Genomic DNA, 26355 nt, shown 5'->3' on the forward strand with positions numbered 1-26355 from the left:
TTAAGCATTTGTGTTTAGATGAAAAAGCCCAATGTTATTTACATTGGGCTTTTTGTTGTTTACGCGCGTTGCTTTACATTTTGCTCGCAGAGGGCAATAATTTGTTCAATACGTTTCTGCCGTGTTGCTTCTCTTTTAGCTTGATTGAGCCAATACAAATAACTCTTGCGATAACCCCGGGCAAAATTCTCGTAGTTCTCAAAAGCTTTGGGATTGTTATTAAATGCCGCTTGAAGATCGTTCGGAATGATTCCGTTTTCTACATCGTCTAAAGCCGTCCACGAACCGTTTTCTTTTGCAATTTCAATAGATTTATGACCACTATTGTGTATCAAGCCTTTTTGATCTAACTGTTCAATATAGGCTTTGTTGACAGCGCTCCAAACGCTTTTTGCATTTCGCTTACAGAAGTATTGCTTGCGCCTGTCTTCATCAATTTTTCTTACGGTGCTGTCGATCCAGCCGTAACAGATTGCGACTTGAACAGCTTCTTCCCAGCGCATACTGGGTTGTTCAGAGGTCACCTTGTAGAAAACAAGATCGACTCCGGTATCACTTTCATGATTTTCATGCAGCCAGGCGCGCCATTCTTCGGCATTTTTAAAATAGAGTAGTGGACGCTTGGGTGTGGTCATTACTAGTTAATCTCTTCAAATTCGATATAGAAATTACGATCAATATTAAAATCGGTAATCGGCGCATCAAAGGACTTGGTTTTCCATTCAGCTGAAGGATAAACCCATTCTTTCTGGTCATTTACGTGAATTTGAATAGGCATATCAAAACCTTCCACTATATCCGCATAGCGGAATTTTAACGTGTTCCCTTCAATAGAATATTCTAACTCCGGAATCATCGTTGTACGTAAATATTGCTCCCAGAATTCCGTTAGGTCAATACCGCTTTGTTCGCTAATATAGTTTTCAATCTGAGCGGTGGTAACGGTTTGATGATAAAATTCTTTATTCAATCCGCGTAGAATCGCACGCCACTTTTCATCATCCTCAATGAGTTGTCTAAGGGTGTGCAGCACATTAGCCCCTTTATAATACATATCTCCGCTTCCTTCGTGATCTACCCCATAGGTGCCTATAATAGGGCGATCGTTACGGATAGCGCTTCGGGTTCCTATAACATAATCTGCTGAAGCTTCTTTTCCGAAGAAATAATCCAGATATAGATTTTCAGAATATGCCGTAAAGCCTTCATGTACCCACATATCTGCAACATCTTTATTGGTGATGTTGTTGGCAAACCACTCGTGACCACTTTCGTGAATGATAATAAAATCAAATTTTAAACCCCATCCGGTACCCGAAAGATCACGGCCTAAATAGCCGTTTTCATATTTGTTTCCGTACGTCACATTACTTTGATGTTCCATTCCTAGATAAGGCACTTCAACCAATTTGTACCCATCTTCATAAAACGGATACGGTCCAAACCAATGCTCAAAAGCTTCGAGCATCATTGGTACCTGCTTAAACTGTTCTTGAGCTTTATCAAGATTTTCTTTAAGCACATAAAAGTTTAGGTCAAGCGGACCTTTCTCACCTTTATAAGTTTCTGAAAAATGCGCATAATCTGCAATGTCAGCACTTATGCCATAACTATTGATAGGATTTTCAACACTCCAATGAAACGTATTCTTATCAGCAGTTGAAGAAGAATCAACCAATGTACCGTTTCCTACAGCAGTCAACCCCTTAGGAACTGTAATGTATAAGTCTAAACCTTCAACCTCATCATAAGGAATATCTTTATTAGGCCACCAGATGGAAGAGCCAATACCCTGATTAGCATTAGCTGCAAAGGCTTTACCCTTGGCGTCTTTTTGCCAGGTCCAGCCACCGTCCCACGGAAGGCGCGCTCCTTCTACGGGTTTGCCTTCAAATGTTATGGTTATTTTATTAGAAGCTTCTTTTTTCTGTTCTTTCTGAAGTGAAATAAAATAGGCTGCGCCATCTTTTTTGAGCGCTAATTTCTTGTCGTTTTGAGTAGCGCTCAAAATTTTCATCGGTTCTTGCAAATCAATTTGCAAGGTTTGATAGGGCTCTAGTACTTTATAGGTAATGGTGTTTGAACCTGAAATGAACTTATTGTCAGGATCAACAGTCACTTTTAAATCGTAATGGCTGACATCCCACCAAGCCCGTTCTGGCGTAATACTTCCTTTTAAGGTGTCTTGGTGTGTGAATTGGTGCTCTTGAGCAAATGCAGTCAGGCAAAAGAAGCCTAAAAGCATTGAAAATAGTTTATGCATTTTGAGTATTTAAAAACTGTAATTCAAATGTTGTTCCAAAAATGGAAAATTAGCGCATAATAGCATTAGGAAAAACCACGACACTTTCGTGACCGTTAGCACCTACAGCAGCAACACCAAAGAATGAATTGTCAATTACAATTCCGTCTAAAGTGACTTCTGAAACATCACCCACATAGCGGCTGTGATCCCATGTAGGAGAGGTAGTGTCACGCCAATAGATTTTATAACCAAAAGCTCCGTCTACTTTACTCCATTTGAGTTTTACATCAGCTTCTACAATACCACCAATCTCAACAGTTTCTGGAGCGGGAGGTGCCCAAGCTAAGCTAGCCAGGTTGATCGCATTTACAGCGGTAAGTTTTGCTGCGTATGGGAAATTAACGTGTTCAACTACATCCCCGTAAGCGATGCCATTTTCCGTGCGAATGTCTTGATGCTGTTGGGTGTAATTTTCGTGTGCTTCCATAATGCGAATTCCGGCGAAGCCCAGATCATTAAAAGGTCTGTGGTGTCCGCCGCGACCAAAACGATCTAAACGATAGATCATCATCGGGTTCATTTCCGGCATATAATCTTTTACATTTTTATGTACATAGCGTGCCAGTTGGCGCGAATTTCCGTCTACTTCTCCACCATAAAATCTTCGGGCCCTGCGTTGATTTTCGGTTTCATTTGCAGGAACGGGTTCAGAAAAAATTCTAAAATCGCGATTGCTGATCACACCGTCTACCCCTTTGATATTTCCTATCATATCATTATTTAGAATCCCGATGATATCCCAGCCTTGTGCGATTGCATAATCTGCAAGTCCTTTACCACCAAATAAGCCTTGCTCTTCACCAGACAGACCAACATAAATGATGCTGTTTTCAAATTTGTATTTAGACAAAACGCGTGCAGCTTCCATAGTGCCCGCCATTCCGCTTGCATTGTCGTTTGCACCCGGAGCATCAGTTGTAAAATCGGTTGCATCGCTCGCGCGAGAATCTATATCACCACTCATAATGATAAACCGATTAGGATATTTTGTTCCTCGTTGAATTGCCACAACATTCACCACATAGGTTTGTTTTGGAATACGGCTGCCCATACTTGGAGTTACCAGATCTTTCTGATAAAAAACTTCAAGGCAGTCACCACAATTTTTAGATGTTTTTTCAAAATCAGCTTTTATAAAGCGGCGTGCCGCGCCAATGCCGCGGGTGTCACTAAGGGTATCGCTAAAGGTATTTCGAGTTCCAAAGCCGGCGAGCGTGCGTACATCTTTTTCAATTCGATCTGCAGAAACCGCATCGATGATGCTGTAAATACGTAAATCTGTTTCTGAAGGCACATTGTTTTGGGCAAATAAAGCTGTGAAACAGCAAAGAAAAGCGAGGGTAAAAGGATACTTCATATTGTTATTTAGGGTTAAAAAAAGTACGAGCAGTATTAGAAAAAATACTGCTCGTGATAAATTTATGCTAATTTATTGGCATCACCAAAGGCTGAAATACCACCTATGCCTGCCTTGAGTTAGTTTACTAGGATGCAGCAAACTTTTTAAGCAAGTCTCGTACACGGTCGGTATCGTCTACATAATATTTTGCTGCTGTTTTTTGAAGTCCCACTTTGATCGTAAATGCATCGTCAGGAAGGTCGTGAAACATGTATTCATCAGTCCAATCATCACCTATCGCAAATTTAAACGTGTAGTCTTTACCGAAAATATGCTTGGTCACTGCTTTCCCTTTATGAATGGTACTGTCTTTAATTTCTAATACTTTATTTCCGTCAAGAACTCCAAGTTCGTTGTTTGCCGAAAGTTCTTTCAATACTGTTGAAAGTTCACTAGCACGTTTTTCGCCTAAGTCGGGATCGGCATTGCGATAATGCCAAGCCAATGAATAGTTTTTCTCTTCGATAAATGTACCTGCGGTGCGGTCCACATATTTCTCAAGAATAGGACGCACCGTTTCCATCCAATCATTTTTAAGATTTTCTGTTACTGCCCATTCGCCGCCCACGGGACGTTTCCAAACGCCGTGTTCTGCGATGAGCGTGATAGGCACATCTTGCCACCAAGTTCCTAACGTATGGCGATCGCGACCGCTAATGATCACCACCTCAGTATTTTCTTGACTGTGAATGGTTTTTATTAATTCAAGTAGTTCTTCATCAGGGCTTGCGTCTTCCGGATTGTTTACAAAACCTCTTAAAGTCCCGTCATAGTCTAAAAATAAAATTCGTTTTTGTGAAGCTTTGTAAGCGTTGAACATTTCTTCTTCCTGGTCGGTACGTATACGTATGGCTTTTACAATATCAGATTTATGAGCGGTGTCTTCTAAAGAATGCATAAAGTCGTGTGCCCACTTCTCCACATTATAGCGCTTTAAACGTTTTTGAAGGAATTTGTTGCGTTTGATCTGTTCTGCTTCGGGCATTTCCATCGCCTGTTTTAATGCATCGGCGATCTCTTCAAAGTTATTCGGATTAATGATCAAAGCTTCGCTCATTTCTTGCGCAGCACCGGCCATTTCACTAAGAATAAGTACTCCCGTTTTATCTGTTCTGGTAGCTACATATTCTTTGGCAACGAGATTCATTCCATCTCTAATCGGTGTCAGTAATGCGACATCACAGGTAGTATATAAATCGATTAGATTTTCAAAAGGCATTGAACGATAGAAATACCAGATGGGCGTCCAACTTACGGTTGCAAATTTTCCGTTAATTCGTCCTACGAGTTCGTCTACTTCTTTTTTCAACAACTGATACTGCGGAACATTAGACCGCGAGGGTACAGCCAGCATCACCAAGCGCACCTTTTCTTTGAACTCCGGATACTTTTCTAAAAAGTATTCATAAGCGCGAATGCGATTTGCGATGCCTTTACTGTAATCTAAACGGTCTATAGATAGGATCATTTTTGCATCGGGAGTCGAATCAATATGTAAATCTAAGCGACGCTGAAGCTCTGACTGATTTTTAGCAGCATCGTGCTTGGCAGCGGCTTCAGAAAATTTTTCATAGTCAATTCCCATAGGGTAGGAGTTCACTGTGACAATGCGGTCTTTTAAGGTAATCTCGTTAAAACTCACTTCTTGTCGCAGAATACGCGATACCGAACTTAAAAAGTGACGCTGATAATCATAAGTATGAAAACCAATAAGGTCTGAACCAAGCAGACCTTTTAAAATTTCTTCTCTCCACGGGAGCGTTCTAAAAACCTCATAAGAAGGAAACGGAATGTGTAAAAAGAATCCAATTTGTACATCGGGGCGCTCTTTTTTGATCAGCTCGGGCAAGAGCATTAATTGATAATCGTGCACCCATACGGTGTCGCCTTCCTCGATGTTCTCCAGAACTACTTTAGCATATTTTTTATTAACCTCAACATAGGTTTGATAGCTTTCCTTCTCAAACTCGGTATATTCCATAAAGTAATGGAATAACGGCCAAATTGTACGGTTAGAAAAACCGTAGTAGAAACCATCAATGTCTTTTTCAGTAAGTGAGACGGGTACACATTGCTCTTTTTTTGCGGCAGCGACAACCTCCTCTACCAGTTCTTCTGGCGTTTCTTCTTCGGTCAGACCGGTCCAACCGATCCAGACACCGTTACTGTCTCTATGTACAGATTTCATTCCGGTTGCTAATCCACCTACACTTGGAGTCGCTTTGATGGTATTATTGTCAATTTGTAATTGTAAAGGCAGTCGATTTGAAATAATGATAGTTTTACTCATAAAAACAGGTAATCGGAGGGTTAGATTTTTTGTGATTGCTTAAATTTCGGAAAATCGTAGCGGTTAAGCTATACGTTTAATAGAACTTTAGAATTTTTATTCCCTTATGGACAATTTGAATTATGGAATTATAGGCAACTGCAAGAGTGCAGCACTCATCTCAGACAAAGGCTCTTTAGATTGGTGTTGTCTGCCCATTTTTGATTCACCTTCGGTTTTTGCTAAACTTTTAGATGAAGAAAAAGGAGGTTCACAGAGTTTTGAGGTCAGTGACGCTTATACCATTACCCAGCAATATATGTGGCAAACCAATATCTTACGCACGATGTACGATAATGGTACCGATGCTTTTGAGGTGTTTGATTTTATGCCTAGATATGAAAAGCGCAGCGGCTCTTTTTACGCCCCACCAGACATTATTCGGTTTATACGATTAGTTAAGGGTGCGCCTAAATTTGTGTGTAATTACGATCCCAAACTAGAATATGCCAGCACCGAAACCATCACGGTCAACAAAGGGGAATACATAGAAAGTTATACTAATGAAGGGAAATACGATTCCCTTTATTTGTATACCAATCTAGAAAAGGAAGTTATCCTCACTAAGAAAGAAATAACCCTGGACGGCAATGCTTTTCTCTTGATGTCTTATCATGAAAAACTGATGGAGCAAACGCTAGACCGTGCATATTTGAAGTTTCAGCGTACTAAAGTATACTGGATGAACTGGAGTGAAGCGACCACAAAATATCCTTTATATCAAAACGAAATTATGCGTAGCGCGCTTACCTTAAAGGCGCTTACGTTTGAGAAATCTGGAGCCGTTCTCGCTGCTGCGACTACTTCATTACCCGAAACTATAGGCGAAGTCCGCAACTGGGATTATCGTTTTTGTTGGGTGCGTGATGCTTCAATGGTAATTCGGGTGATCTCTAATTTAGGACATACTAAATATGCACAGAATTTTCTTCAATTTATTATAGATACACTTCCTGATAAAGATGAGAAAATGCAAATTATGTATGGTATCAATGGAGAAAAAGAACTTACAGAGCATACTCTAGATCATCTTTCAGGCTATAAAAATTCGGCACCGGTACGTATTGGTAATGCAGCTTACGTTCAAAAGCAAAATGATATCTACGGAATTCTGATGGAAGTGATCTATCAGCAATTCATTCAGTTTGAAACAACACTTGAAAACAGCGAAGAGCTGTGGACGGTGGTTCTCGGAATTGTAAAAATCGTTAAGCGTCATTGGCAAGAACCCGATAAAGGAATTTGGGAATTGCGCACCGAAGATCGTCACTTTACCTTCTCAAAATTGCTTTGCTGGGTGGCAGTTGACCGCGCCATTAAAATTGCTGAAGTCTTAAACCGAAGACGCCATCTTGAAGAGTGGGATGTGTTGCGTAAGGAAATTCACGACGAAATTCATGACAACGCTTGGAATGAGGATATGCAGGCCTACACACAGTATTACGGTTCAAAAGATATGGATGCATCGACACTGCTAATGGAGCAATATGGCTTTATTGACGCTAAAGATCCTCGCTTTGTATCTACCGTAGAAGCCACCGAACGAGAACTCTGCAAAGATGGTTTGATGTACCGTTATAAAAATGAAGATGACTTCGGTGAACCGAGTTCGTCTTTTACCATTTGCACATTCTGGTTTATTGATAGTTTATATAAAGTAGGACAGAAGCAAAAAGCGATAAAGTACTTTGATCAGTTGTTGTCGTATAGCAACCATCTAGGCTTGTTCAGTGAGGATATTGATTTTAAAACGAAACGTTTACTAGGGAATTTCCCTCAAGCGTATTCTCACTTGGCTTTGATAGAAACAGCCACCAATTTTGCAAAATACGGTCAGGATGAAGATGAAGAAACACAGTTTAAACCTATTTTGTATTAGCAGGTGATATGAAAAAAATTTTAGGCTTAATTACTTTTTGTGTTGTTTTTAATTCTTGCACTTCTGATGATAGAACCATTAATGAGTTCAAAACGCTTGACCTTGAAGATGACTCCTTTGATGTTGTATTAATTGCAGGCCAATCAAACACCCATTATGGGTCAGGTCTAGATAAATCTACTGACGCACCCCATGATTCAATATATCAATTAGGAAGGTTTGGGGATAACGATCTAAAATTAATTGGAGCAATAGAACCGTTAGACCATCATACTAAAGGTGATGCTAAAATAGGTTTTGGTTTAACTTTCGCAAAAGAGCTTGTTAATAGTAAGTTATCTAAAAATAAAGTTTTACTCGTTCCGTGTGGTTATGGTGGAAGTAGTTTTAGGGCAAATCAATGGAATAAAGGAGACTATTTGTATGAGGATGCTGTAATGCGAGTAAATTATCTTCTAAAGAAAAATTCAAATAATAGATTACTCGCTGTTTTATGGCATCAAGGAGAATCAGATGTTGGCCAATCAAACTTTCAGGGAAATTTAGATCATTTTATAGAAGATATCAGAGAAGATTTGGGAGATAAAGAGTTACCATTTATTCTAGGAGGAATGGTTCCTTACTGGGTGAATAAAAACCAGAAGAGAATAGATCAACAATTAATTTTACAGAACACAAGATTGAGAATTAAAAACGTAGGTTATGTTGATCCAAACTTACCTTTCGTAATTGAAAAAAATAATAACGAAGTTGATGAGATTCATTACGATGCTTCAGGTCAAAGAGAATTAGGACGACGTTATTACCAAGAATACGTTAATCTTATTAATTAGTATCTCGCCTCCATAATACGCTTCATACTTACATCTTCGTAGTTTCGTTTAACAAAGGCTAAAGCCGTTTTTACGATTTGTCCCATAGACTTGGCCCGTTTAAATTTCATATCCATAGTGTAATCGTACAACTGACTGCGTAATTCTTTCAGATTTTCTTCGGTAGAAATGTTATCGTGCGTCATACATTTTAAAAGTCGGCGTAGTCTGTTTTTTGAAGTGATAATTCTCTTAGCGAGAACCGCACGTTCTTCCTCACGATATTGCTCAATAGATTTATCGCGTAGGCGGTTAGAAACTAACTCAACCATTCTGAAGTTTTCCTTAAAAATGTGCGGCTTGTAGACTTTAAAATTTCCTTCGTAAGCTTGCTGGTCAAAATCTATAGCGCGTATTTTATATTTAATATGATCAAAGTCGTGGGTTGGGATCACGACATAATTATACGAGCGCATATCTCCCAATAACAAGATCATACAACGTTCATTAAACTTTACAAATTCTTTAGCCAACTGCGCTTTACCCACATCATCACATTCTTCGAGATAATCAGAAATAAAAACATCTCCGGGAATACCCACGATATGTTCTTCGATTAAGGTGTCTTTATAGACCAAAAAGTTAATACGGTTAGGTGATAAAATATGCTCGAGATCCAGTCCATAAATACGACTGGCGTCAGCTTTTTTTACGTAAAAATAGGTGTAGTTATCATTAAAAATATTATTGACTTTTATACGGAAAGGCTTCGAGTTTCCAAACGTACAATAATCAATCGCTGTCACACTTAAAAAAGGAAGCACATTCTCGTTTCCGTCAGAATGTAAAATCGCATACACGCGTTTTAGGCTTTCTTCAATTTCTTTACGTTCGTGTTCCGGGTAGTAGACACTGATCCATAAAGTGTCTTTATCATTTTTATCATATATATTTATTCCGCCGGAAAACCGCAAAAGGTCGTCATAAAAAACAGGTATTTGCGTCAAACGATTGTATTTGTTCAAATACTCTTCTAAGCGTTCTCCAATGGGATACGTAGGCTTTTTACGAGACATTAATTTATCTTCCATAGCAGGCAATTTTGATGAATTTGATAAAGAAAAACTACTGATTTTCTAACGTGATTCTGATGTAAAGGTACTAATGTGATGTAACAAAACATAAGCTAAACCGTCTTGTTAGGGAACGTTAATTCTAAAAATACGCTTTTGGAAACAATTCTTACACTAAATAATCTCACCAAACATTACGGAAAGGTTAAAGCGGTAAACGACCTGAGTTTTACTATTGAAAAAGGCAATGTTTACGGCATTTTAGGCCCAAACGGAAGTGGGAAATCAACAACCTTAGGAATGGTACTCAATGTGGTTAATGCAACTTCGGGAACCTTTAAATGGTTTGACGGAAGTGACACCACCCACAATGCGCTTAAAAAAGTAGGAGCGATCATCGAGCGTCCTAATTTTTACCCGTATATGACCGCTGCTCAAAATTTGGAGTTGGTGTGCACCATTAAAGATGTTGATCCAAGTAAGATTGAAGAAAAGCTAGAGATCGTTCACCTTCTGGATCGTAAGGACAGTAAATTCAGTACATTTTCTTTGGGAATGAAGCAGCGTTTGGCAATCGCTTCAGCGCTTTTAAATGATCCTGAGATTTTAATTTTAGACGAACCAACAAATGGTTTAGATCCTCAGGGAATTCACCAAATACGAGAGATCATAAAGAACATCGCTAGTGGTGGTACCACGATTTTGCTCGCTTCACATTTACTGGATGAGGTTGAGAAAGTGTGTTCGCATGTCGTGATCATTAGAAAAGGAGTGAAACTGTATGCAGGACCGGTAGATGAGTTGAACGCAAGTCACGGCTTCTTTGAATTGCGTTGTGAAAAGCAAACTGAGCTTATTCAAGTTCTAGAACGTCACCAAGATTTTGCTTCAGTAAAAGAAGAAAACGGACTCGTAACCGCATTTTTGGAAAATCCGCTTACAGCCGAAGAACTCAATACGCTTCTTTTTACACAAGGCATTGTGCTTTCCCATTTAGTCAAGCGGAAAGAAAGTCTTGAAGAACAATTTTTACAACTTACTGCCAACCTTAACTAAGATTTTATGCTACGATTACTCACTATAGAATTTTACAAATTAAAACACAGTCGCTCTTCAAAAGTACTGAGCATCGCCTATTTTGTGATCTTATCTTTTATTGCACTTATCGCTTCGATAGAATTTAATATGGGCGATTTTCAGATTCGTATTGCAGATCAGGGGATTTTTAATTTCCCTTTTATCTGGCATTTTAATACTTGGGTTGCGGCTACGCTAAAGTTTTTCCTGGCGATCGTGATCGTATCTATGATTTCTAATGAATATAGCAACAGAACGCTCAAGCAAAATTTAATTGATGGCTTGAGCAAGAAAGAATTTATGCTGTCTAAGTTTTATACGGTGATCGCATTTGCTGCTTTATCTACGCTGTTCATTTTTGTGATGACATTGATCTTGGGCTACTCGTTTTCTGATTATACTGAATTTAGCATCGTTACCCGAGAGATGGAATTTTTATTGGCATACTTCTTCAAGCTGGTAGGGTTCTTTTCATTCTGCCTTTTCTTGGGGGTTTTAGTGAAACGTTCGGCGTTCGCGTTAGGTTTTTTATTTGTGTGGTGGATCTTTGAAAACATTCTTTACGGAATTCTACGTTGGCAAATAAATGCTGAAACAGCAGATGCAATCGTGCAATTCTTTCCGTTGGAAGCGATGAAAAATCTGATCAATTTACCTTTTCAACGGTTGAATTTTATTGAGACTGCCGCAAATCAATTACAGGCAGATATTCAAATAGATTACGCGGTGCATTGGTATGAAGTTGGTATAGTTTCGGTATGGATTTTCTTGTTTATCTACGGCGCCTATAGATTATTGATGAAACGTGACCTTTAGAAATCGAAGCGTTCCTCAAAAGCATTTTCAGCTTAAACCGAAAAAATATAAGATATATCGATAGTTCTTCGGTAAGCATTTTTAATACATTAAATTGTGGTCCTATTTAATTAATCAGGAATTGAGTTAATGCGCCAACTTATACTTTTTGGACTTATAGGACTGCTACTGGGGAGTGTTGCCCGATCTCAAGGACAAGCGAATAACTGGTATTTTGGCGGCGGTGCAGGTTTAAATTTTAGTTCCGGGACACCAAGAGCATTAACCGATGGTAGCTTGTATACCTTAGAAGGCTGTGCATCTATTTCTGATGATGACGGAAACTTATTGTTTTATACCGATGGATCAACCGTTTATGGTAGCGATCACAGTATTTTACAAAACGGGACCGGTCTTTTTGGCAATTCTTCAAGCACACAATCAGCACTTATAATACCGCAACCCGATACGCCTGGGATCTATTACATTTTTACCGTAGATGCCGTAACACGCGTAGGAGAGGTGCATCAAGGAGTTAATTATTCTATAGTCGATTTTACTGCAAATCCTGATGGAATAGTTAGAGATAAAAATACTCGACTTTTAAACTATGCTGCTGAAAAGTTAAGCGCTGTAATTAAAAGTTGTGATGATAACAGCGTGTGGTTAGTTACCTTATCATCGGCATCGGGTACGCAAACCACAGTTAATACGTTTTATGCTTACCAGCTAAGTTCAGCCGGGTTAAACACAACTGCGGTGCGTTCTAATGCCGGTTTTAACTCCAATGATCCCAGAGGAAATTTGAAGTTTTCTCCAGATGGGACCAAGCTTGCGATTGCTAACGCTTCAGATGGTTTGTATTTAGCCGAATTTGACTCAGAAAGTGGTCAAGTATTCAATACACAACGCCTAACGATTAACGGAAGTAATTATGCTGCCTACGGCGTTGAATTTTCACCCAATAATCAATATTTATATTCAGCAAGTTCAAACAATGCTGATACTGAACTAGGAGCGGGAAATCATTTTTCCTCATTGATTCAGTATGATCTAGAAGCTGCTAACATCAGTGGCAGTCAAGTTTCTTTAAATGAAAGCGGATATTTTAGAGGAAGTTTGCAACTCGCGCCTAATGGTAAAATTTATAGAGCGCTGAGCGCATCTTACACCGAAGGACTCAACTATTTAGGAGCTATTGAAAATCCCAATGCGGCAGGGCTTGCGGCAAGTTATAATGATCGTGCAGTGAATTTAGGCAGTGGCATCAGTTATCAGGGATTGCCGCCTTTTAACCAGTCATTGTTTAATGAATTAGACATTATTCAAAATGACCTTAGTTCAACAGAATTATCGCTTTGTGATGGTGATAATTACGTTTTGGGTTATGATCCGGTTTCAGGAGCATCGTATTCTTGGTATCGAGATGACGTGCTCATTCCGGGGGCCACAAGCAATCAGCTGTCTATACGACAGCCGGTCGCAGCAAGCTTACCATATACAGAAACTTATGAATTTCGTTTAGACCCTAATGACGGTAGTTGTGAAAAAGTAGGGGTGGCAGAAGTTACGTACTATGCGTATCCGCCAACAGTTTCTGGGGTTTCGTTAATACAATGCGAAGATGCTGCTTCCGCAGATGGTTTAAGTATATTCAACCTTACCGAAGTTGAAAGCACGCTTACCGGTGGCGATACCACTTTTGAAGTAGCTTACTACCAGACGATTGAAGATGCGAACACTAGCAGCAATCCGATTGATCCCATAGGTTATGAGAATACCACGCCCGTTGAAACCGTCTATGCACGGATCACCAATCCGGCTGGTTGTTCTATCATAAATACAATTGACTTGCAAGTTAGTAGTACTACCGCAAACACTGCACTTCTTGAGGGATGTGATTTAAATGATACCGGCTATGCCGAGTTTGATCTTTCTCAGGCAGATGCACAAGTTTTAGGCGCACTAACCGGCAGTTATGATGTTCATTATTACCCCACAGAAGAAGCAGCTTTGCTTGAAGATTCAGCTTTAGAGCTTCCACAATTGTATACCAATCAGACAGCATATAATGAGACTGTCTTTGCACGCGTGGAGAACAATAATGCGTGTTTTGCGATTAGCACGGTAGAGTTGAACCTAATACCTCGACCTGATTTTTCATTAGATTCTGAAGCGATATATTGTGCCGCTTCTTTTCCGGAAACCCAAACCTATAGTCCCGATTATACTAATCTCGATGCATCCCGAACATACAGCTATGAGTGGTTCCCGGAAGGACAAAGTACACCTTATCTTGAAACTAATTTACCGGGAGATCATACACTGCGTGTGACAGATGTAAATACCGGCTGCTACAGAGAGGCAACCATAACCATTGTAGAAGAAGAAATACCGATCATAGAAAATATCGAGGTGACTGATGCAACCGAAAACAACACGGCTACGATCACCCTTTCGGGGAATGGCGCATATGAAGTCGCTTTAGATGACGAAATAGGCCCGTATCAAGACGATCTATATTTTGACGGTCTTGCGCCGGGATTTCATACCCTGTATGTGCGCTCTAAGAATGGATGTACTGCAATAGCGCAGGAATTTAGCATCATTGGCTTTTCAAAATATTTTACGCCTAACGGTGATGGTTACCATGACTTCTGGCAAGTGCAGGGAATTAACGCAATGGTTCAGCCCGGTACCGTAATTCGTATTTTTAACAGATACGGAAAATTGCTTAAAGAATTGAATCCGCTAGGACAAGGTTGGGATGGCACTTTTAGTGGTACCAACTTACCTGCAGATGATTACTGGTTCAGTGTACTACTCGAAGACGGGCGCCTGTTCAAATCTCATTTTACGCTTAAACGCTAAAGCTAATTTTAAGGGAATCCTAAGAATTACAAGCTTTACTCTGACTTTTAAATAGTTTAATTTTACAGGATTACTTTTTCCTAAAATCGTGCATTCAAGCACGCAAATCAGATATATTTTGAAATTCAATATACAATCAGAATTTAAACCAACGGGAGATCAACCCAGTGCGATCGAGCAATTGGTGGGAGGCATTGATGCCGGCGAACGCTATCAGACCTTGTTAGGGGTAACGGGTAGTGGTAAAACCTTTACGGTGGCTAATGTGTTGCAAGAAGTACAGAAACCAACCTTGGTTTTGGCTCATAATAAAACCTTGGCAGCACAGTTGTATAGTGAGTTTAAAGCGTTTTTTCCGAATAACGCTGTTGAGTATTTTGTTTCCTATTACGATTATTACCAACCGGAAGCGTATATCCCAACTTCAGGAACATATATTGAGAAAGATCTATCCATCAATGAAGAGATCGAAAAACTGCGTTTGAGCACCACTTCGTCTTTACTTTCGGGACGCCGTGATATTATCGTAGTGGCTTCGGTTTCTTGCTTGTACGGTATCGGTAACCCTGTGGAATTTCAAAAAAATGTGATCGCTTTGGAGCGCGATATGGTGATCTCACGAACGCAGCTTTTAAAACGATTGGTTCAAAGTCTCTACAGTAGAACCACAGCAGAATTTAACCGGGGAAATTTCCGCATAAAAGGAGATACGGTTGATATTTTCCCGGGATATGATGATCACGCATTTAGAGTGCATTTTTTTGGTGATGAGATCGAGGAGATCGAAGCTTTCGATGTGACGACCAACGAGGTTTTAGAGAAGTACGATCGTCTGAATATTTATCCGGCAAATATGTTTGTTACGAGTCCGGATGTGTTGCAAAACGCCATAGATCAGATTGGTTTTGATATGGTCAAGCAGGTGGATTATTTTAAAGAAATAGGAAAGCATCTTGAGGCCAAACGTTTGGAAGAACGAACCAATTTTGATCTCGAAATGATCAGAGAATTGGGTTATTGTAGCGGTATCGAGAACTATTCGCGCTATTTAGACGGAAGAGAACCGGGTACGCGACCCTTCTGCCTGCTTGATTATTTTCCTGATGATTATCTGATGGTCGTTGACGAAAGTCACGTAACGGTTTCTCAAGTTAGCGCAATGTATGGGGGCGACCGAAGCCGTAAGGAAAATCTGGTAGAATACGGATTCAGGCTTCCGGCTGCGATGGACAACCGTCCGTTGAAATTTGAAGAGTTTGAGGCATTGCAGAATCAGGTGATTTATGTGAGTGCGACTCCCGCTGATTACGAATTACAAAAGTCTGAAGGAACCTATGTAGAGCAAATTATTAGACCAACAGGCCTGCTGGATCCGGTGGTTGAAGTGCGCCCAAGTTTGAATCAGATCGATGATTTGATCGAAGAAATTCAGAAGCGCGTAGAAAAAGATGAGCGTACTCTAGTCACCACGCTCACCAAGCGCATGGCCGAAGAATTAACCAAATATTTGACGCGTGTGGATATCAGAACGCGCTACATTCACTCTGATGTAGATACGCTGGAACGTGTAGAAATTATGTCTGATCTGCGTAAGGGAATCTTTGATGTTTTGGTAGGTGTGAACCTTTTAAGAGAAGGCTTGGACCTTCCGGAAGTTTCTCTCGTAGCCATTCTAGATGCTGATAAGGAGGGCTTTCTGCGTAGCAATAGATCGTTGACGCAAACCATTGGTCGTGCAGCTCGAAATATCAATGGTCTGGCGATAATGTATGCAGATAAGATTACGCAGAGTATGCAAGAAACCATAGATGCTTCAGAATATCGTCGTCAGAAACAGATAGCTTACAATGAAGAGCACGGACTTAAACCAATGGCGATTAAGAAGTCCTTGGATAATGCTCTTGCCAAAAAAGAGAAGTTCAAGTTTGAGGCTGAAGAGCTGACGAATATGGCCGCCGAGCCCGATACTGCGTATATGAGTAAACCTAAATTAGAGCAGCTCATACGAGATACACGCAAGCAAATGGAAGCAGCAGCAAAAGAACTTGACTTTATGGAAGCTGCAAAACTACGCGACCGTATTAAAAGTTATCAAGAGCAAGTAAAGGAACTGGGATAATCATAAAACACAAAAGCCGAATCTGAATAGATTCGGCTTTTATGTTTACAGTAAACAGTTGTCTAACTCTTTTGTTCTTTATTGAAATAAACCAGATAATAGTACATCTGGCGTTCTTCATCCCAACCCTTTTCTACGAACTTCTCAGCACTTTCAGGGTTCACAAAATCTAGCTTGATCTGAACGTTAGTGTCGAGCTCGATTACACTTTTAATGCGTTTGCGCGCGCCACTAACGGCAGTGTTTGAAATAGGAAATGTAGTTAGATCTTCAATTTTATATTTCGGAGCCTTCTCCATTTTATAATTATTGAACTCAGGGATCAGCGCCGGATTTTCCATTACTTCGTTCATAAAGTTTTGCTCTACAAACTCGTCATTTTTGGCAAAGTGATTCACTGCACGGTTCATAAACATCACTTCTTCTTTTTTATCTTCAGCAGGCAACACCACGTCTTTAGCAAAATCCTGACAGAACTTTAAATACTTTTTGGTGTAAAAGTTTTCGTCAGCGAGAATGTCAACGCCTAAGAAGTTCTCTAGCCAGTATTTAGTATCATATCGGTTGGAGTCTATAGAAAGAATCTTGTAACCATTTTCAGCATTCTTATTAAAAATGAGGCAACCTTTGTCTAGTTTGCTCAGATTTACACCTTGTTCCAGATGCATTTGCAGGTTGGTTTCTCCTTCTTGAAACTGCAGAAAATCTTGTTTAAGCTCAGATTTAAAAATACCAATAGCATCAACCTTTTCATTATCCATCATCGCATTTTCAATATGTGCGACATAAACTTCACCGGGTTTGATATGCGGGTGACTGGATTGCTCGTACAATAATTTAGCGATCTCTATAGAAATCTCGTGAGATTGTCTGGGATCGTTAAAAAGCGATGCAGCAAGGTTAGATAACGAGTGAAATTCTAGATCAGCTTCGTGTACAAACTGATAGTAATTCTCTTCTTTATCCCGAAAAGGTTTAAAGAAAAACTCCTTGATCAATGGGGTGATCTCATCATTGAGGTGATACCGTTCTTTAGATAAAAAAGCACCTTCATTACGGCTTTTGTTGCCAATTCTATGTATTGAAAGCGACTCGATCTGAGCCGAATATAAGTTGATCATTGTGGTGTTTGTTTAGATTTTAGAAGCTAAAAAAGGAGATGTCTGGGTGTAAAATCTAATAGAAATTGCACTTAATTCCAGTTTTCATCAAAGTCCAGACCTTCATAATCTTCAATATCGTAATCATCGTCATCATCAGCAAAAGGGGCGTCCTCATCAAAATCATCTTCGTCTCCAGAAAAATCTGCCGGTGGCGCTTCTGCAGGAATCTGACCGTGTACATACATCAAATTAGGGTAAGAAACTCCGTCCTGAGGTTCTGCAATTTCAGCCAATTCAACAAAAAACGTCCACAAATTTAAAAAGTCATACACGTAGATTAGACGTGTTTGATCTTCAGAAAGTACATCTTCGAGCAAGGTCTCATTCATCATACGCAAGGGCAAATCAGACTCGCTCATATCAAAAAGCGGAATTTCTTCGCCCTGACGCCATTCATCATCACTGATGTAAAATGAAGCCATCTCGGTGCCATCAAATCCAAAACTTTGCGTGATGGTATTATGAAAATCTTCGCAAGTGGCTTGCTGTTCGATTTCAATGTCTCTGAAGATATCTTCTTCAGTATCCAGGATGACGCGGAAACGATAAATCATAAGCTTATTTTTAGGCAAATTTATAACTTCAAAATAGGTAATAGCAGTAAATAACTAAAATCTATTTTCTTAATTATTAAGTGTGTTTTTTAAATATACAGGCCGAAAAAAAATGAGCAAATTTCATGATTTTCAGCCAAAAGCTTTTTTGTTGCAACCGTCAGAGGGTTTACTAATTCTTCTTCCTTATAGCTCAGGGACGACTCGAAATTGAAAACTAGTTTCCAAGCAATGTTTCATAAAGCTGCCCTTGATGGTTTATCTAAAAAAAGGGCGGCGAATATACAATTTAGCCGAAAGCTTAAGCAATGTCTATACTTTTTTCTTTTCGAGTTGCTGTAAGCAGAATATAGAATTGAATTCCGAATAAAACCGAAGCGACAACCAAATGTATCGGCTGCGTCAAAAATGGAAATTCAAAATAATTCATCAATACTCCGGTCGCAATTTCGATTAAAATTAAAAGAACCACCCAATTGAAACTGCGGTGTCCTAGATTCAATTTTCTAGTGCGTATAAACAACCACGCATTCAAGAGAAATACGATAATAGAGAAGGAGCGGTGAATGTAAAAAGTGATTTCAGGATTATCTAGCCACAAACTTTTTGCAGCATAGCCTACAAGATCTACTTGCTCATCAATATGCTGCCGTACCTGAGTACCCAGTATAATCTGGATCATTGTAAGTACAATAGCGATACTCATTCCATTTCTAAACGCCTTGTCAAACGTATACTTGTGTTTGATTTTAGACGATTCATAGAGCATATAAATCAATAGCGCCACAATGAGCAGGGCGATCACCATATGAATCGTGATGCGCACTGGAGAAAGCACAGAGTAGACCACAGTTGCCCCAACCCATCCTTGAAAACCGATGAGGAATACTGCAAAAAGGGAAAGTAAGATGCGCTTACGCTTACGTTCTTTAAAAATTGCAGCACCCAGCATCACTAAAAATGCCAATCCGGCGAGCGCTCCACATAGGCGATTGATATACTCAATCCACGTGTGCCACGGATTAAAAATGGCATAATCGTGTTTTTCGTAACCGTTCCAGTTTTGAGGATTGAAGGTTTCAGTAGTAGTGAAGTCTGATTTTGCCACGCGCAAGGTTTCTTCAACAATGATCACCTGACCCTTTTCATAGGTTCTTCCGGGAGTCCATTCTAATTCAGTTGCAGAAGTAGGAGGAATGATGTATCCGAAACATTTTGGCCAGTCGGGGCAACCCATTCCGCTACCGGTCATTCGTACTACAGCTCCGGCAATTATAACCAGATAAATCAGAACCAGAGCAACAATAATAGATTTTCTATACACGATTTTAAACGTATTGAATAATTAACTTTTTACAGCTTCCAGACCTAACTCATCACCTTTTTTCAACATAAAGGCGTGGGCGGCTTCATATTCATTAGGGATCTCTCCTTCAAGAATCGCTTCTTTAATCGCTTCTTTGATGATCCCGATTTCCTTTGAAGGTTGTAAGTCGAATGTGCTCATAATTTCTTCACCACTTACCGGTGGTTGAAAATTACGCACGTGATCACGCTCCTCAACTTCTTCGATCTTTTGTCGCACCGTCTTGAAGTTGTTATGATATTTTCGGTAGCGCTTAGGATTTTTAGTCGTAATGTCTGCCTCGCAAAGCGTCATCAACGATTCCAGATAATCGCCGGCATCAAAAATAAGGCGACGTACGGCGCTATCAGTGACAAAATCTTCAGCGATAACGATGGGTCGCGAACTCATCAAAACTAACTTTTGAACGAATTTCATTTTTTCATTCAATGGCATTTTTAAACGTTTAAAAAGTTTAAAAACCATTTTTGAACCTACAAATTCGTGCCCGTGAAACGTCCACCCGATCTTTTTATGGAAACGTTTTGTAGGCGCTTTACCAATATCGTGAAGCAGCGCAGCCCAGCGTAACCATAGATCTTCAGTATTTTCGGAAATATTATCAACCACTTCTAGGGTGTGGTAAAAATTGTCTTTATGCTTTTGACCTTCTTTTTCTTCAATGCCTTTTAGTGCAGTCAATTCCGGAAGAATGTAAGGCAGTAATCCTGTTTTTTCGAGCAGTAAAAACCCTTTAGAAGGTGTTTTACTCAGCATAATCTTATGTAGTTCGTCTACAATACGTTCTTTAGTGATGATCTTTATGCGGTCTTTATTTGCCGAGATCGCTTCGAGTGATTTGCGTTCGATCGTAAAATCGAGTTGAGTGGCAAACCGTATAGCACGCATCATACGCAGCGGGTCATCACTGTAGGTTATATCTGGATCAAGCGGCGTTCTTATGATCTCACGTTCAAGATCTACAATCCCATCAAAAGGATCAACAAGGTCTCCTAAAGTGTTTTTATTAAGACTTAGAGCAAGCGCATTTATAGTAAAATCTCTACGGTTTTGATCGTCTTCAAGACTGCCGTTTTCAACTACCGGATTCCGACTGTTTTCATTGTAAGACTCTTTGCGAGCGCCTACAAATTCGACTTCAATATCACCGTCCCGCAACATGGCGGTTCCATACGTTTTAAAAACTTGAACTTTAGGTTTATGAGGTAGAAGGGAAGCCACTTTTTCGGCAAGTTCGATACCGCTACCTACGGCAACAATATCAATATCTTTTGCGGAACCTCTTTTTAAAAGAAAATCGCGAACATAACCACCTATCACATAGGTTTCAAGGTTTAATTCTTCCGAAGCTTGAGTGATCACCTCAAAGATTTTCGGCTTTAAAGCTTCCGGAAAATTAGGAACTGGCATGGAGTATTATTTACGTAAAATCTTGACCTGACCGTCATTACTCAACTTAATGATCGTTGAAGATTTGGTCGACAAATGTTTGCGTTGCAAATTTACGATATAGTCCACTCCTTCCAAAATTGGTTGGCTTATTTCAGGGTAGCGCATAGGCGTTTTTTCGCCACTAATATTAGCCGAAGTAGAAACTAAAGGTTTACCTAGTTTTTTAATCAGTGTTCGGCAAAATTCGTCTTGAACAATACGAATTCCCAAAGTGTTATCTTCCCCCACAAGATTTTCAGCTATTCTAATTGGCTTATCATAAATAATCGTGGTGGGTTGAGATGCATATTTTAAGATGTTGTAAGCAACCTCCGGAATTTCCTCAACAAACTGATTGAGCATTTTCATATCACTTACCAGGCAGATTAGGGCTTTACTTTCCTTACGCTTTTTAAGTGCGTAAATTTTATCGATAGCATTAGCGTTTGTGGCGTCGCAACCAATGCCCCAGACCGTATCTGTTGGATACAACAACAAACCACCGCGTTTTAACACGCCAAGAGATTCATTTACTTCGTTAAGAATATTTTGATCGTATTTTTTCATAGCCAGGCGTCCCAAATTAGTTGTGCAAAGTTATTTGTTTAAGACCGATCTGTAAACATTTAGATACTCTTTTGCAGTGGTGTTCCAATTAAATGATTTTGCGTGCGCGATTCCGGCATTGATCAAGCTTTGATCTTGATAATTGGCAATACCTTCAAGAACTTTCTCAGCCATATATTCAGGCTCATAATGCTCCCAATAGGTAGCAAAATCACCACCGACTTCAGGAAGCGAAGTGTTGTTTGAAGTAATAACTGGAGTGCCATATCGCAAAGCTTCAATTATAGGGATACCAAAGCCTTCTTTTAATGACGGAAAAACAAATGCCGCACTATTTTTTAAATGGTATTTTTTTTCCGTTTCAGAAATTTTACCGGGAAGGTAAACACGGTTCTGTAACTTGTTTTTTGAGATAGTCTCTTTTATTTTTTCGGTATAAGGCCGGTCAGAATTTCCGGCAATGATAAGTTCATAATCAGGTAAATGCTGAAGCATATCAATCAAGGCATGAAAATTCTTTCGTGCAGTAAACTCGCCAATAGTGAATAAATAAGGTTTTTTTGGAGCTGTCTCAGGAATGAAATCTTCAGGAATCGAAGTGTCAAGCATCGGGTTGCCATTGTAAATCACATATTCCGGTTTATCTGAAGTATCAAAGCATTGCTGCGTGGCTTGGCGCGCAAACTTCGAGATGTAGACTAAAGCGTCGGCGCGTTTCAGCTTTGCTTCAAAACGTTTTATACGAGCAGTTTTGTCTTTACTATCAGGCCCTTCAGCAAAATGTACATCGTGAACAGTAAGAACATACGGCATTTTAAAACGTGGCTCTACCTTAGTATTTTGATTTAAAGAATGCCAGAGATCATATTTAAAAGGAAGCCGTAACGCTTTATAACGTGTAAAGGAAAAATAATGCTGATAGTCAAAATGAGTACCAAATTCACTTTTTAGTTTTGCCGAAATATTGCTGTGCAGGGTAAATTTAAAATCGCTTTGTGCATTCTGATAAAAACCCTTGATCAAGTGATAGTTAAACTGCCCTAAACCCGAAAATTGATTTTTTATATTATGAGATTCTAGAAAAATCTGTTTCATTCTTTAGCCTTGCTTTTGAGAACTTGTTTTATTAAAACTACTTTTGCACTCTAAATTTCTTCATGAAAGTCACAGTTCACAAATCGGTCAAAAATAATCTTTTAAAACTAAAGGAGTTCTTTTTGAATTTTGAGCAGGAAGGAAAAATTCTTGCAGACGGCAACCGTAATCAGATTAAAATTTTTGATCTAGATGACACTCAGATCACGATCAAAGCATTCAAGGTGCCTAATTTTGTGAATAAAATCGCCTACCAGTATTTTAGAAAATCCAAAGCCCAGCGCTCATATGAATATGCTTGTAAATTGCTTGACTTGGGTGTTTTGACTCCGTTTCCCCTTGGGTATGGCATCGCTTCAAACGGACTCTTATTTGGAAAGAGTTTTTATGCGTGTAAGCTGGTGAATGCTGATGCCACATTTAGAACCTTGATTAACGAAGAGCATTTTCCTGATCGTATTGAGATACTAAAAGCATTTACGCGTTTTACCTATGAAATGCACGAAAAGCAGATTCATTTTCTCGACCATTCTGCCGGAAATACATTGATCGTCATTACTGAAAATGGTTACGAGTTTTATTTGGTTGATCTAAATAGAATGGAATTCAAGCCGCTTGATTTTGAAACGCGTATTCAGAATTTTGCGCGTTTGACTCCGAAAAAAGAAATGGTAGATATTATGGCCGAAGAATATGCCCGAGTAGGAAACTACGATATGGAGCAAACCAAAGCCGCTATGTGGAAAGCTACAGAGGATTTCCAAAATCACTTTGCCAAAAAACAAGCCTTTAAAAAGAAGGTGAAATTCTGGAAGAAATAACTCAGTTTTTCTTTGAATTTCTAATAATCCAGAGATTTACATAACGCATAAAAACCGCGTAGGCCTGTAGATAACTTATGGTCAAACCGGGAACGCCATCTCTAAATCCTTGTTGGATCACATAATGTTTGATAAAGCGCCACACGGGTTTACCAATAAAATGATAAGGCGTCAACGTTCCGGTACGTGCATCGTAATCTTTGGCTTGCCACACCGCATATTTGGTGAGTTTTGCGGTAAACTGTTCGATAGAGCTAAAACTAAAATGCTGTAGCGTATGTTGTAAATAATCAAGCTTCCCGTTGGTGCTGATCTCGGCGTGAACGTGTTGGTCTTTATAACGGCAAAAGTTTTTTTTAAAAAGCCGAATAACCTTATCATTTTGCCAACCGCTGTACTTGATTTTTTTATCTATAAAATGATTGTTGCGATAGACCCAGTAGCCCACAAGATCTTGAGGCGGATTGCTAAGTATTTTTTGAATTTCTTCTTGCAATTGCGGTGTGACACGTTCGTCAGCATCTAAAATAAAAATCCAGTTATGGGTTGCTTGCGGTATCGCCCAATTTTTTTGAGATGCAGAATACTCATATTCTCGCTGAAGAATTTTTACAGGAAATTTTTTGGCAATGCTTAGCGTTTCATCAGTACTGAATGAATCTACAATTAAAATCTCATCAGCAAATAAAACCGACTGAATAGCAGCTTCAATATGATGCGCCTCATTGTAAACAGGTATAATCGCTGTGAGTTTTTCCATCTGAAAGTGTTGCGTAAAGCTAATTAAAATATGGTTTTAACATAAAATTTGTTTTCTTTGATTTATGAAGCAAAAACCTGAAGTGTCTATAATTATTAGCACGTATAACTCCGTTGAATGGTTAAAGAAAACCTTATGGGGATACGCGTATCAAGATTTTAAAGATTTTGAAATAGTAATTGCAGATGACGGTTCTGGTGCAGAAACAAAACAGGCGATAGCACAATTATCGCCATTATTTGACCGACCAATAATTCACGTGTGGCACGAGGATATCGGCTTCAGGAAAACAATTATTCTAAATAAGGCGGTTGAAGCATGCAGCGCAGAATATATCTTAATGTCTGACGGAGACTGTATTCCGAAGGCCAATTTTGTTCAGGTACATTTAAAACATAAAGAACCTGGATATTTTCTTTCCGGCGGATACTTTAAACTACCTATGCCTATTTCTCAGGCGATCACGCAAGAGGATATAAAGAAACAGCACTGTTTTGATCTCAAATGGCTTAAAGCGCAAGGATTGAATAATTCCATTAAAAATAAAAAGCTATCTGCAGGAACTTTTGAATCAAAATTTCTCAATCTCGTCACGCCAACTAAACCTACCTGGAATGGTCATAACGCAAGCGGCTGGAAACAAGATATACTTGCAGTTAATGGTTTTGATGAGCGTATGCAATATGGGGGAGAAGATCGCGAGTTGGGCGAGCGCCTCTTTAATAAAGGTTTAAAGTCTAAGCAAATACGTTATAGCGCGGTTTGTGTGCATCTTGATCACGCTCGAGGTTATGTAAAGGAAGAAATGCTTGTTAAAAATGCTGTGATTAGAAAGGAAACAAAACTGCAGCGTAAGACCTACACGGCTTTTGGCATCAAGAAAGATTCCTAAGAAACGTAGCCAGCTGCGGTTTAATCAGCTCTGGGGAAAACTGCTGATACAACATTTTAGATTCTTTTTTTAGGTGCTTATTTGATTTCTTCTGAAAGAATTCTGGTTTAAAATCGTTGAGATGCACTGCAACATTGCTATCATCTTCATACAAGGCCCAAGCGTCTTTAGCAATCCATGGAGAAAAGATAGCAAACGTAGGCACGTCAAGCGCTTTAGCCATATTCACAGCGCCACCTTCATTACCTATCAAAGCTTTACAGTGAGCTAAGACTGCAATAAAATCACGTAAGTTTTTCGCATAAACGTTAGAGAAAATATTGCTTTTTAATGCCGTGCTGCAATGCGCTAAAAATGTGTTGACCTCCTCTTTTTGATTCGGAATATAATTAAGCAGAATTTGAGCTTCGGGTTCTTCGGTAATTAGAACATTCAAGAGTTCAGCGAGATATTCTAGAGGATAGGTTTTTGAAGCACTGCTTCCTAACAATCCTATCATATAAACCGGAGCTTGAAGATTTACATCAGCCTCTTTCAACAACTGATGTGCGTTTTGCTTTTCTTCCGCAGAAAGATAAATTTTTGGCTTTAGCGAATCAGGAAAGTTTCCCGGTAATATTTGAAGCAAACGCATGCGGTTTTCTATTGCCAGACCAGCATTTGTTTTTGGTTTTTTAAGGTAGCTGATGGTTTGGTTGTATACAAACTGCGTATACCATTTTTTATAACCAATGCTTTTGGCGCTACTTCGCAAACATAAATAGGCACTACCAAGTTTTGAATACACATCAATGATGTAATCAAAATTTTGCGCCGTTATATATTTTGCAAAAGCAGCAAGGCTAACATTCTTAGCTTCGATGGTGGTATGATCAAAAATGAAATGATCGATATACGGATTGTTTTCAACCACGGGTAACGTATGCGGTTGAATTAAATAGTGCAATTCAGCATCCGGAAATTGTTCACGTATGGCCCTAAAAAGGATAGATGACGTTAAAACGTCACCTATCATCTTTTGCTGAATCACTAATATTTTCATTTTCT

The 26355-nt window shown here is 39.3% G+C and carries 21 protein-coding genes; 8 read left to right on the forward strand and 13 right to left on the reverse strand.

Going from position 1 to position 26355, the window contains the following annotated elements; genetic code table 11:
• Window positions 1-59: 59 nt before the first annotated feature.
• From LDL79_RS13965 to LDL79_RS13980, 4 genes are all read right to left on the reverse strand, one after another.
• Window positions 60-635, reverse strand: coding sequence for a YdeI/OmpD-associated family protein (locus LDL79_RS13965; RefSeq protein ID WP_225598144.1), 576 nt, complete (start codon window positions 633-635; stop codon window positions 60-62).
• A 2-nt stretch (window positions 636-637) separates the two neighbouring features.
• Window positions 638-2263 (reverse strand): M1 family metallopeptidase, encoded by a 1626-nt coding sequence (locus LDL79_RS13970; protein ID WP_225598145.1) that lies wholly within the window; start codon window positions 2261-2263, stop codon window positions 638-640.
• A 49-nt stretch (window positions 2264-2312) separates the two neighbouring features.
• Window positions 2313-3662: a M28 family peptidase gene (locus LDL79_RS13975; protein WP_225598146.1), complete on the reverse strand. Its 1350-nt coding sequence runs from the start codon at window positions 3660-3662 to the stop codon at window positions 2313-2315.
• A 127-nt stretch (window positions 3663-3789) separates the two neighbouring features.
• Window positions 3790-5994, reverse strand: a complete 2205-nt coding sequence (locus LDL79_RS13980; protein WP_225598147.1) for a bifunctional alpha,alpha-trehalose-phosphate synthase (UDP-forming)/trehalose-phosphatase — start codon at window positions 5992-5994, stop codon at window positions 3790-3792.
• A 106-nt stretch (window positions 5995-6100) separates the two neighbouring features.
• Here LDL79_RS13980 and LDL79_RS13985 point away from each other — a divergent pair, with 106 nt between their 5' ends.
• Both LDL79_RS13985 and LDL79_RS13990 read left to right on the forward strand, forming a co-directional pair.
• On the forward strand, window positions 6101-7912 hold the full coding sequence (locus LDL79_RS13985; RefSeq protein WP_225598148.1) for a glycoside hydrolase family 15 protein: 1812 nt from the start codon (window positions 6101-6103) through the stop codon (window positions 7910-7912).
• An 8-nt stretch (window positions 7913-7920) separates the two neighbouring features.
• Complete coding sequence (locus LDL79_RS13990) at window positions 7921-8745, forward strand: sialate O-acetylesterase (RefSeq protein WP_225598149.1); 825 nt, start codon at window positions 7921-7923, stop codon at window positions 8743-8745.
• On the opposite strand, the gene LDL79_RS13995 is transcribed toward LDL79_RS13990, so the two are convergent.
• Window positions 8742-9815 carry a hypothetical protein gene (locus tag LDL79_RS13995; protein WP_225598150.1) on the reverse strand — a complete coding sequence of 358 codons (1074 nt, stop codon included), beginning with the start codon at window positions 9813-9815 and terminating at the stop codon, window positions 8742-8744. The two genes, LDL79_RS13990 and LDL79_RS13995, sit on opposite strands and share 4 nt — an antisense overlap.
• Window positions 9816-9953: 138 nt before the next feature.
• Between LDL79_RS13995 and LDL79_RS14000 the strand changes: the two genes are divergently transcribed.
• The 4 genes from LDL79_RS14000 to uvrB all read left to right on the forward strand — a co-directional run bounded on the left by LDL79_RS14000 (window position 9954) and on the right by uvrB (window position 16659).
• The gene (locus LDL79_RS14000) at window positions 9954-10853 is read left to right on the forward strand and encodes an ABC transporter ATP-binding protein (protein ID WP_225598151.1); all 900 of its coding nucleotides are present in this window, start codon (window positions 9954-9956) and stop codon (window positions 10851-10853) included.
• Between the two features lie 6 nt (window positions 10854-10859).
• On the forward strand, window positions 10860-11690 hold the full coding sequence (locus LDL79_RS14005) for an ABC transporter permease (protein WP_225598152.1): 831 nt from the start codon (window positions 10860-10862) through the stop codon (window positions 11688-11690).
• A 129-nt stretch (window positions 11691-11819) separates the two neighbouring features.
• Window positions 11820-14540 carry a T9SS type B sorting domain-containing protein gene (locus LDL79_RS14010; protein ID WP_225598153.1) on the forward strand — a complete coding sequence of 907 codons (2721 nt, stop codon included), beginning with the start codon at window positions 11820-11822 and terminating at the stop codon, window positions 14538-14540.
• 118 nt (window positions 14541-14658) lie between these two features.
• A complete protein-coding gene (uvrB, locus tag LDL79_RS14015) occupies window positions 14659-16659 on the forward strand; it encodes an excinuclease ABC subunit UvrB (protein WP_225598154.1) in 2001 nt (666 codons plus the stop codon).
• 62 nt (window positions 16660-16721) lie between these two features.
• On the opposite strand, the gene LDL79_RS14020 is transcribed toward uvrB, so the two are convergent.
• The 6 genes from LDL79_RS14020 to LDL79_RS14045 form a co-directional block, all read right to left on the reverse strand.
• Window positions 16722-17780 carry a nucleoid-associated protein gene (locus LDL79_RS14020; RefSeq protein WP_072979560.1) on the reverse strand — a complete coding sequence of 353 codons (1059 nt, stop codon included), beginning with the start codon at window positions 17778-17780 and terminating at the stop codon, window positions 16722-16724.
• Between the two features lie 71 nt (window positions 17781-17851).
• Entirely contained in the window at window positions 17852-18376 is a 525-nt protein-coding gene (locus tag LDL79_RS14025; RefSeq protein ID WP_225598155.1) for an IS1096 element passenger TnpR family protein, read from the reverse strand.
• A gap of 301 nt (window positions 18377-18677) precedes the next feature.
• Window positions 18678-19700: a COX15/CtaA family protein gene (locus LDL79_RS14030; RefSeq protein ID WP_225598156.1), complete on the reverse strand. Its 1023-nt coding sequence runs from the start codon at window positions 19698-19700 to the stop codon at window positions 18678-18680.
• A 21-nt stretch (window positions 19701-19721) separates the two neighbouring features.
• Complete coding sequence (locus LDL79_RS14035) at window positions 19722-21152, reverse strand: CCA tRNA nucleotidyltransferase (protein ID WP_225598157.1); 1431 nt, start codon at window positions 21150-21152, stop codon at window positions 19722-19724.
• A 6-nt stretch (window positions 21153-21158) separates the two neighbouring features.
• Entirely contained in the window at window positions 21159-21740 is a 582-nt protein-coding gene (locus LDL79_RS14040; protein ID WP_225598158.1) for an L-threonylcarbamoyladenylate synthase, read from the reverse strand.
• A 30-nt stretch (window positions 21741-21770) separates the two neighbouring features.
• Window positions 21771-22835: a glycosyltransferase family 4 protein gene (locus tag LDL79_RS14045; protein ID WP_225598159.1), complete on the reverse strand. Its 1065-nt coding sequence runs from the start codon at window positions 22833-22835 to the stop codon at window positions 21771-21773.
• Window positions 22836-22897: 62 nt separating this feature from the next.
• On the opposite strand from LDL79_RS14045, the gene LDL79_RS14050 reads away from it, so the two are divergent.
• Complete coding sequence (locus tag LDL79_RS14050) at window positions 22898-23656, forward strand: Kdo domain containing protein (protein WP_225598160.1); 759 nt, start codon at window positions 22898-22900, stop codon at window positions 23654-23656.
• 1 nt (window position 23657) lies between these two features.
• Here the strand turns inward: LDL79_RS14050 and LDL79_RS14055 are convergent, their stop codons facing one another.
• A complete protein-coding gene (locus LDL79_RS14055; RefSeq protein ID WP_225598161.1) occupies window positions 23658-24416 on the reverse strand; it encodes a glycosyltransferase family 2 protein in 759 nt (252 codons plus the stop codon).
• Between the two features lie 64 nt (window positions 24417-24480).
• Here LDL79_RS14055 and LDL79_RS14060 point away from each other — a divergent pair, with 64 nt between their 5' ends.
• The gene (locus tag LDL79_RS14060; protein WP_225598162.1) at window positions 24481-25308 is read left to right on the forward strand and encodes a glycosyltransferase family 2 protein; all 828 of its coding nucleotides are present in this window, start codon (window positions 24481-24483) and stop codon (window positions 25306-25308) included.
• Here LDL79_RS14060 and LDL79_RS14065 read toward each other — a convergent pair.
• Complete coding sequence (locus tag LDL79_RS14065; protein ID WP_225598163.1) at window positions 25292-26350, reverse strand: glycosyltransferase family 9 protein; 1059 nt, start codon at window positions 26348-26350, stop codon at window positions 25292-25294. The genes LDL79_RS14060 and LDL79_RS14065 overlap by 17 nt on opposite strands.
• Between the last annotated feature and the right edge of the window lie 5 nt (window positions 26351-26355).

It is taken from the genome of Leeuwenhoekiella palythoae, from assembly GCF_020310025.1.
Taxonomy (GTDB): domain Bacteria; phylum Bacteroidota; class Bacteroidia; order Flavobacteriales; family Flavobacteriaceae; genus Leeuwenhoekiella; species Leeuwenhoekiella palythoae.

Coding starts and splice junctions, on each gene's coding strand:
- LDL79_RS13965 (WP_225598144.1), bottom strand. CDS start 635: ATGACCACACCCAAGCGTCCACTACTCTATTTTAAAAATGCCGAAGAA.
- LDL79_RS13970 (WP_225598145.1), bottom strand. CDS start 2,263: ATGCATAAACTATTTTCAATGCTTTTAGGCTTCTTTTGCCTGACTGCA.
- LDL79_RS13975 (WP_225598146.1), bottom strand. CDS start 3,662: ATGAAGTATCCTTTTACCCTCGCTTTTCTTTGCTGTTTCACAGCTTTA.
- LDL79_RS13980 (WP_225598147.1), bottom strand. CDS start 5,994: ATGAGTAAAACTATCATTATTTCAAATCGACTGCCTTTACAATTACAA.
- LDL79_RS13985 (WP_225598148.1), top strand. CDS start 6,101: ATGGACAATTTGAATTATGGAATTATAGGCAACTGCAAGAGTGCAGCA.
- LDL79_RS13990 (WP_225598149.1), top strand. CDS start 7,921: ATGAAAAAAATTTTAGGCTTAATTACTTTTTGTGTTGTTTTTAATTCT.
- LDL79_RS13995 (WP_225598150.1), bottom strand. CDS start 9,815: ATGGAAGATAAATTAATGTCTCGTAAAAAGCCTACGTATCCCATTGGA.
- LDL79_RS14005 (WP_225598152.1), top strand. CDS start 10,860: ATGCTACGATTACTCACTATAGAATTTTACAAATTAAAACACAGTCGC.
- LDL79_RS14010 (WP_225598153.1), top strand. CDS start 11,820: ATGCGCCAACTTATACTTTTTGGACTTATAGGACTGCTACTGGGGAGT.
- LDL79_RS14020 (WP_072979560.1), bottom strand. CDS start 17,780: ATGATCAACTTATATTCGGCTCAGATCGAGTCGCTTTCAATACATAGA.
- LDL79_RS14025 (WP_225598155.1), bottom strand. CDS start 18,376: ATGATTTATCGTTTCCGCGTCATCCTGGATACTGAAGAAGATATCTTC.
- LDL79_RS14035 (WP_225598157.1), bottom strand. CDS start 21,152: ATGCCAGTTCCTAATTTTCCGGAAGCTTTAAAGCCGAAAATCTTTGAG.
- LDL79_RS14040 (WP_225598158.1), bottom strand. CDS start 21,740: ATGAAAAAATACGATCAAAATATTCTTAACGAAGTAAATGAATCTCTT.
- LDL79_RS14045 (WP_225598159.1), bottom strand. CDS start 22,835: ATGAAACAGATTTTTCTAGAATCTCATAATATAAAAAATCAATTTTCG.
- LDL79_RS14050 (WP_225598160.1), top strand. CDS start 22,898: ATGAAAGTCACAGTTCACAAATCGGTCAAAAATAATCTTTTAAAACTA.
- LDL79_RS14055 (WP_225598161.1), bottom strand. CDS start 24,416: ATGGAAAAACTCACAGCGATTATACCTGTTTACAATGAGGCGCATCAT.
- LDL79_RS14060 (WP_225598162.1), top strand. CDS start 24,481: ATGAAGCAAAAACCTGAAGTGTCTATAATTATTAGCACGTATAACTCC.
- LDL79_RS14065 (WP_225598163.1), bottom strand. CDS start 26,350: ATGAAAATATTAGTGATTCAGCAAAAGATGATAGGTGACGTTTTAACG.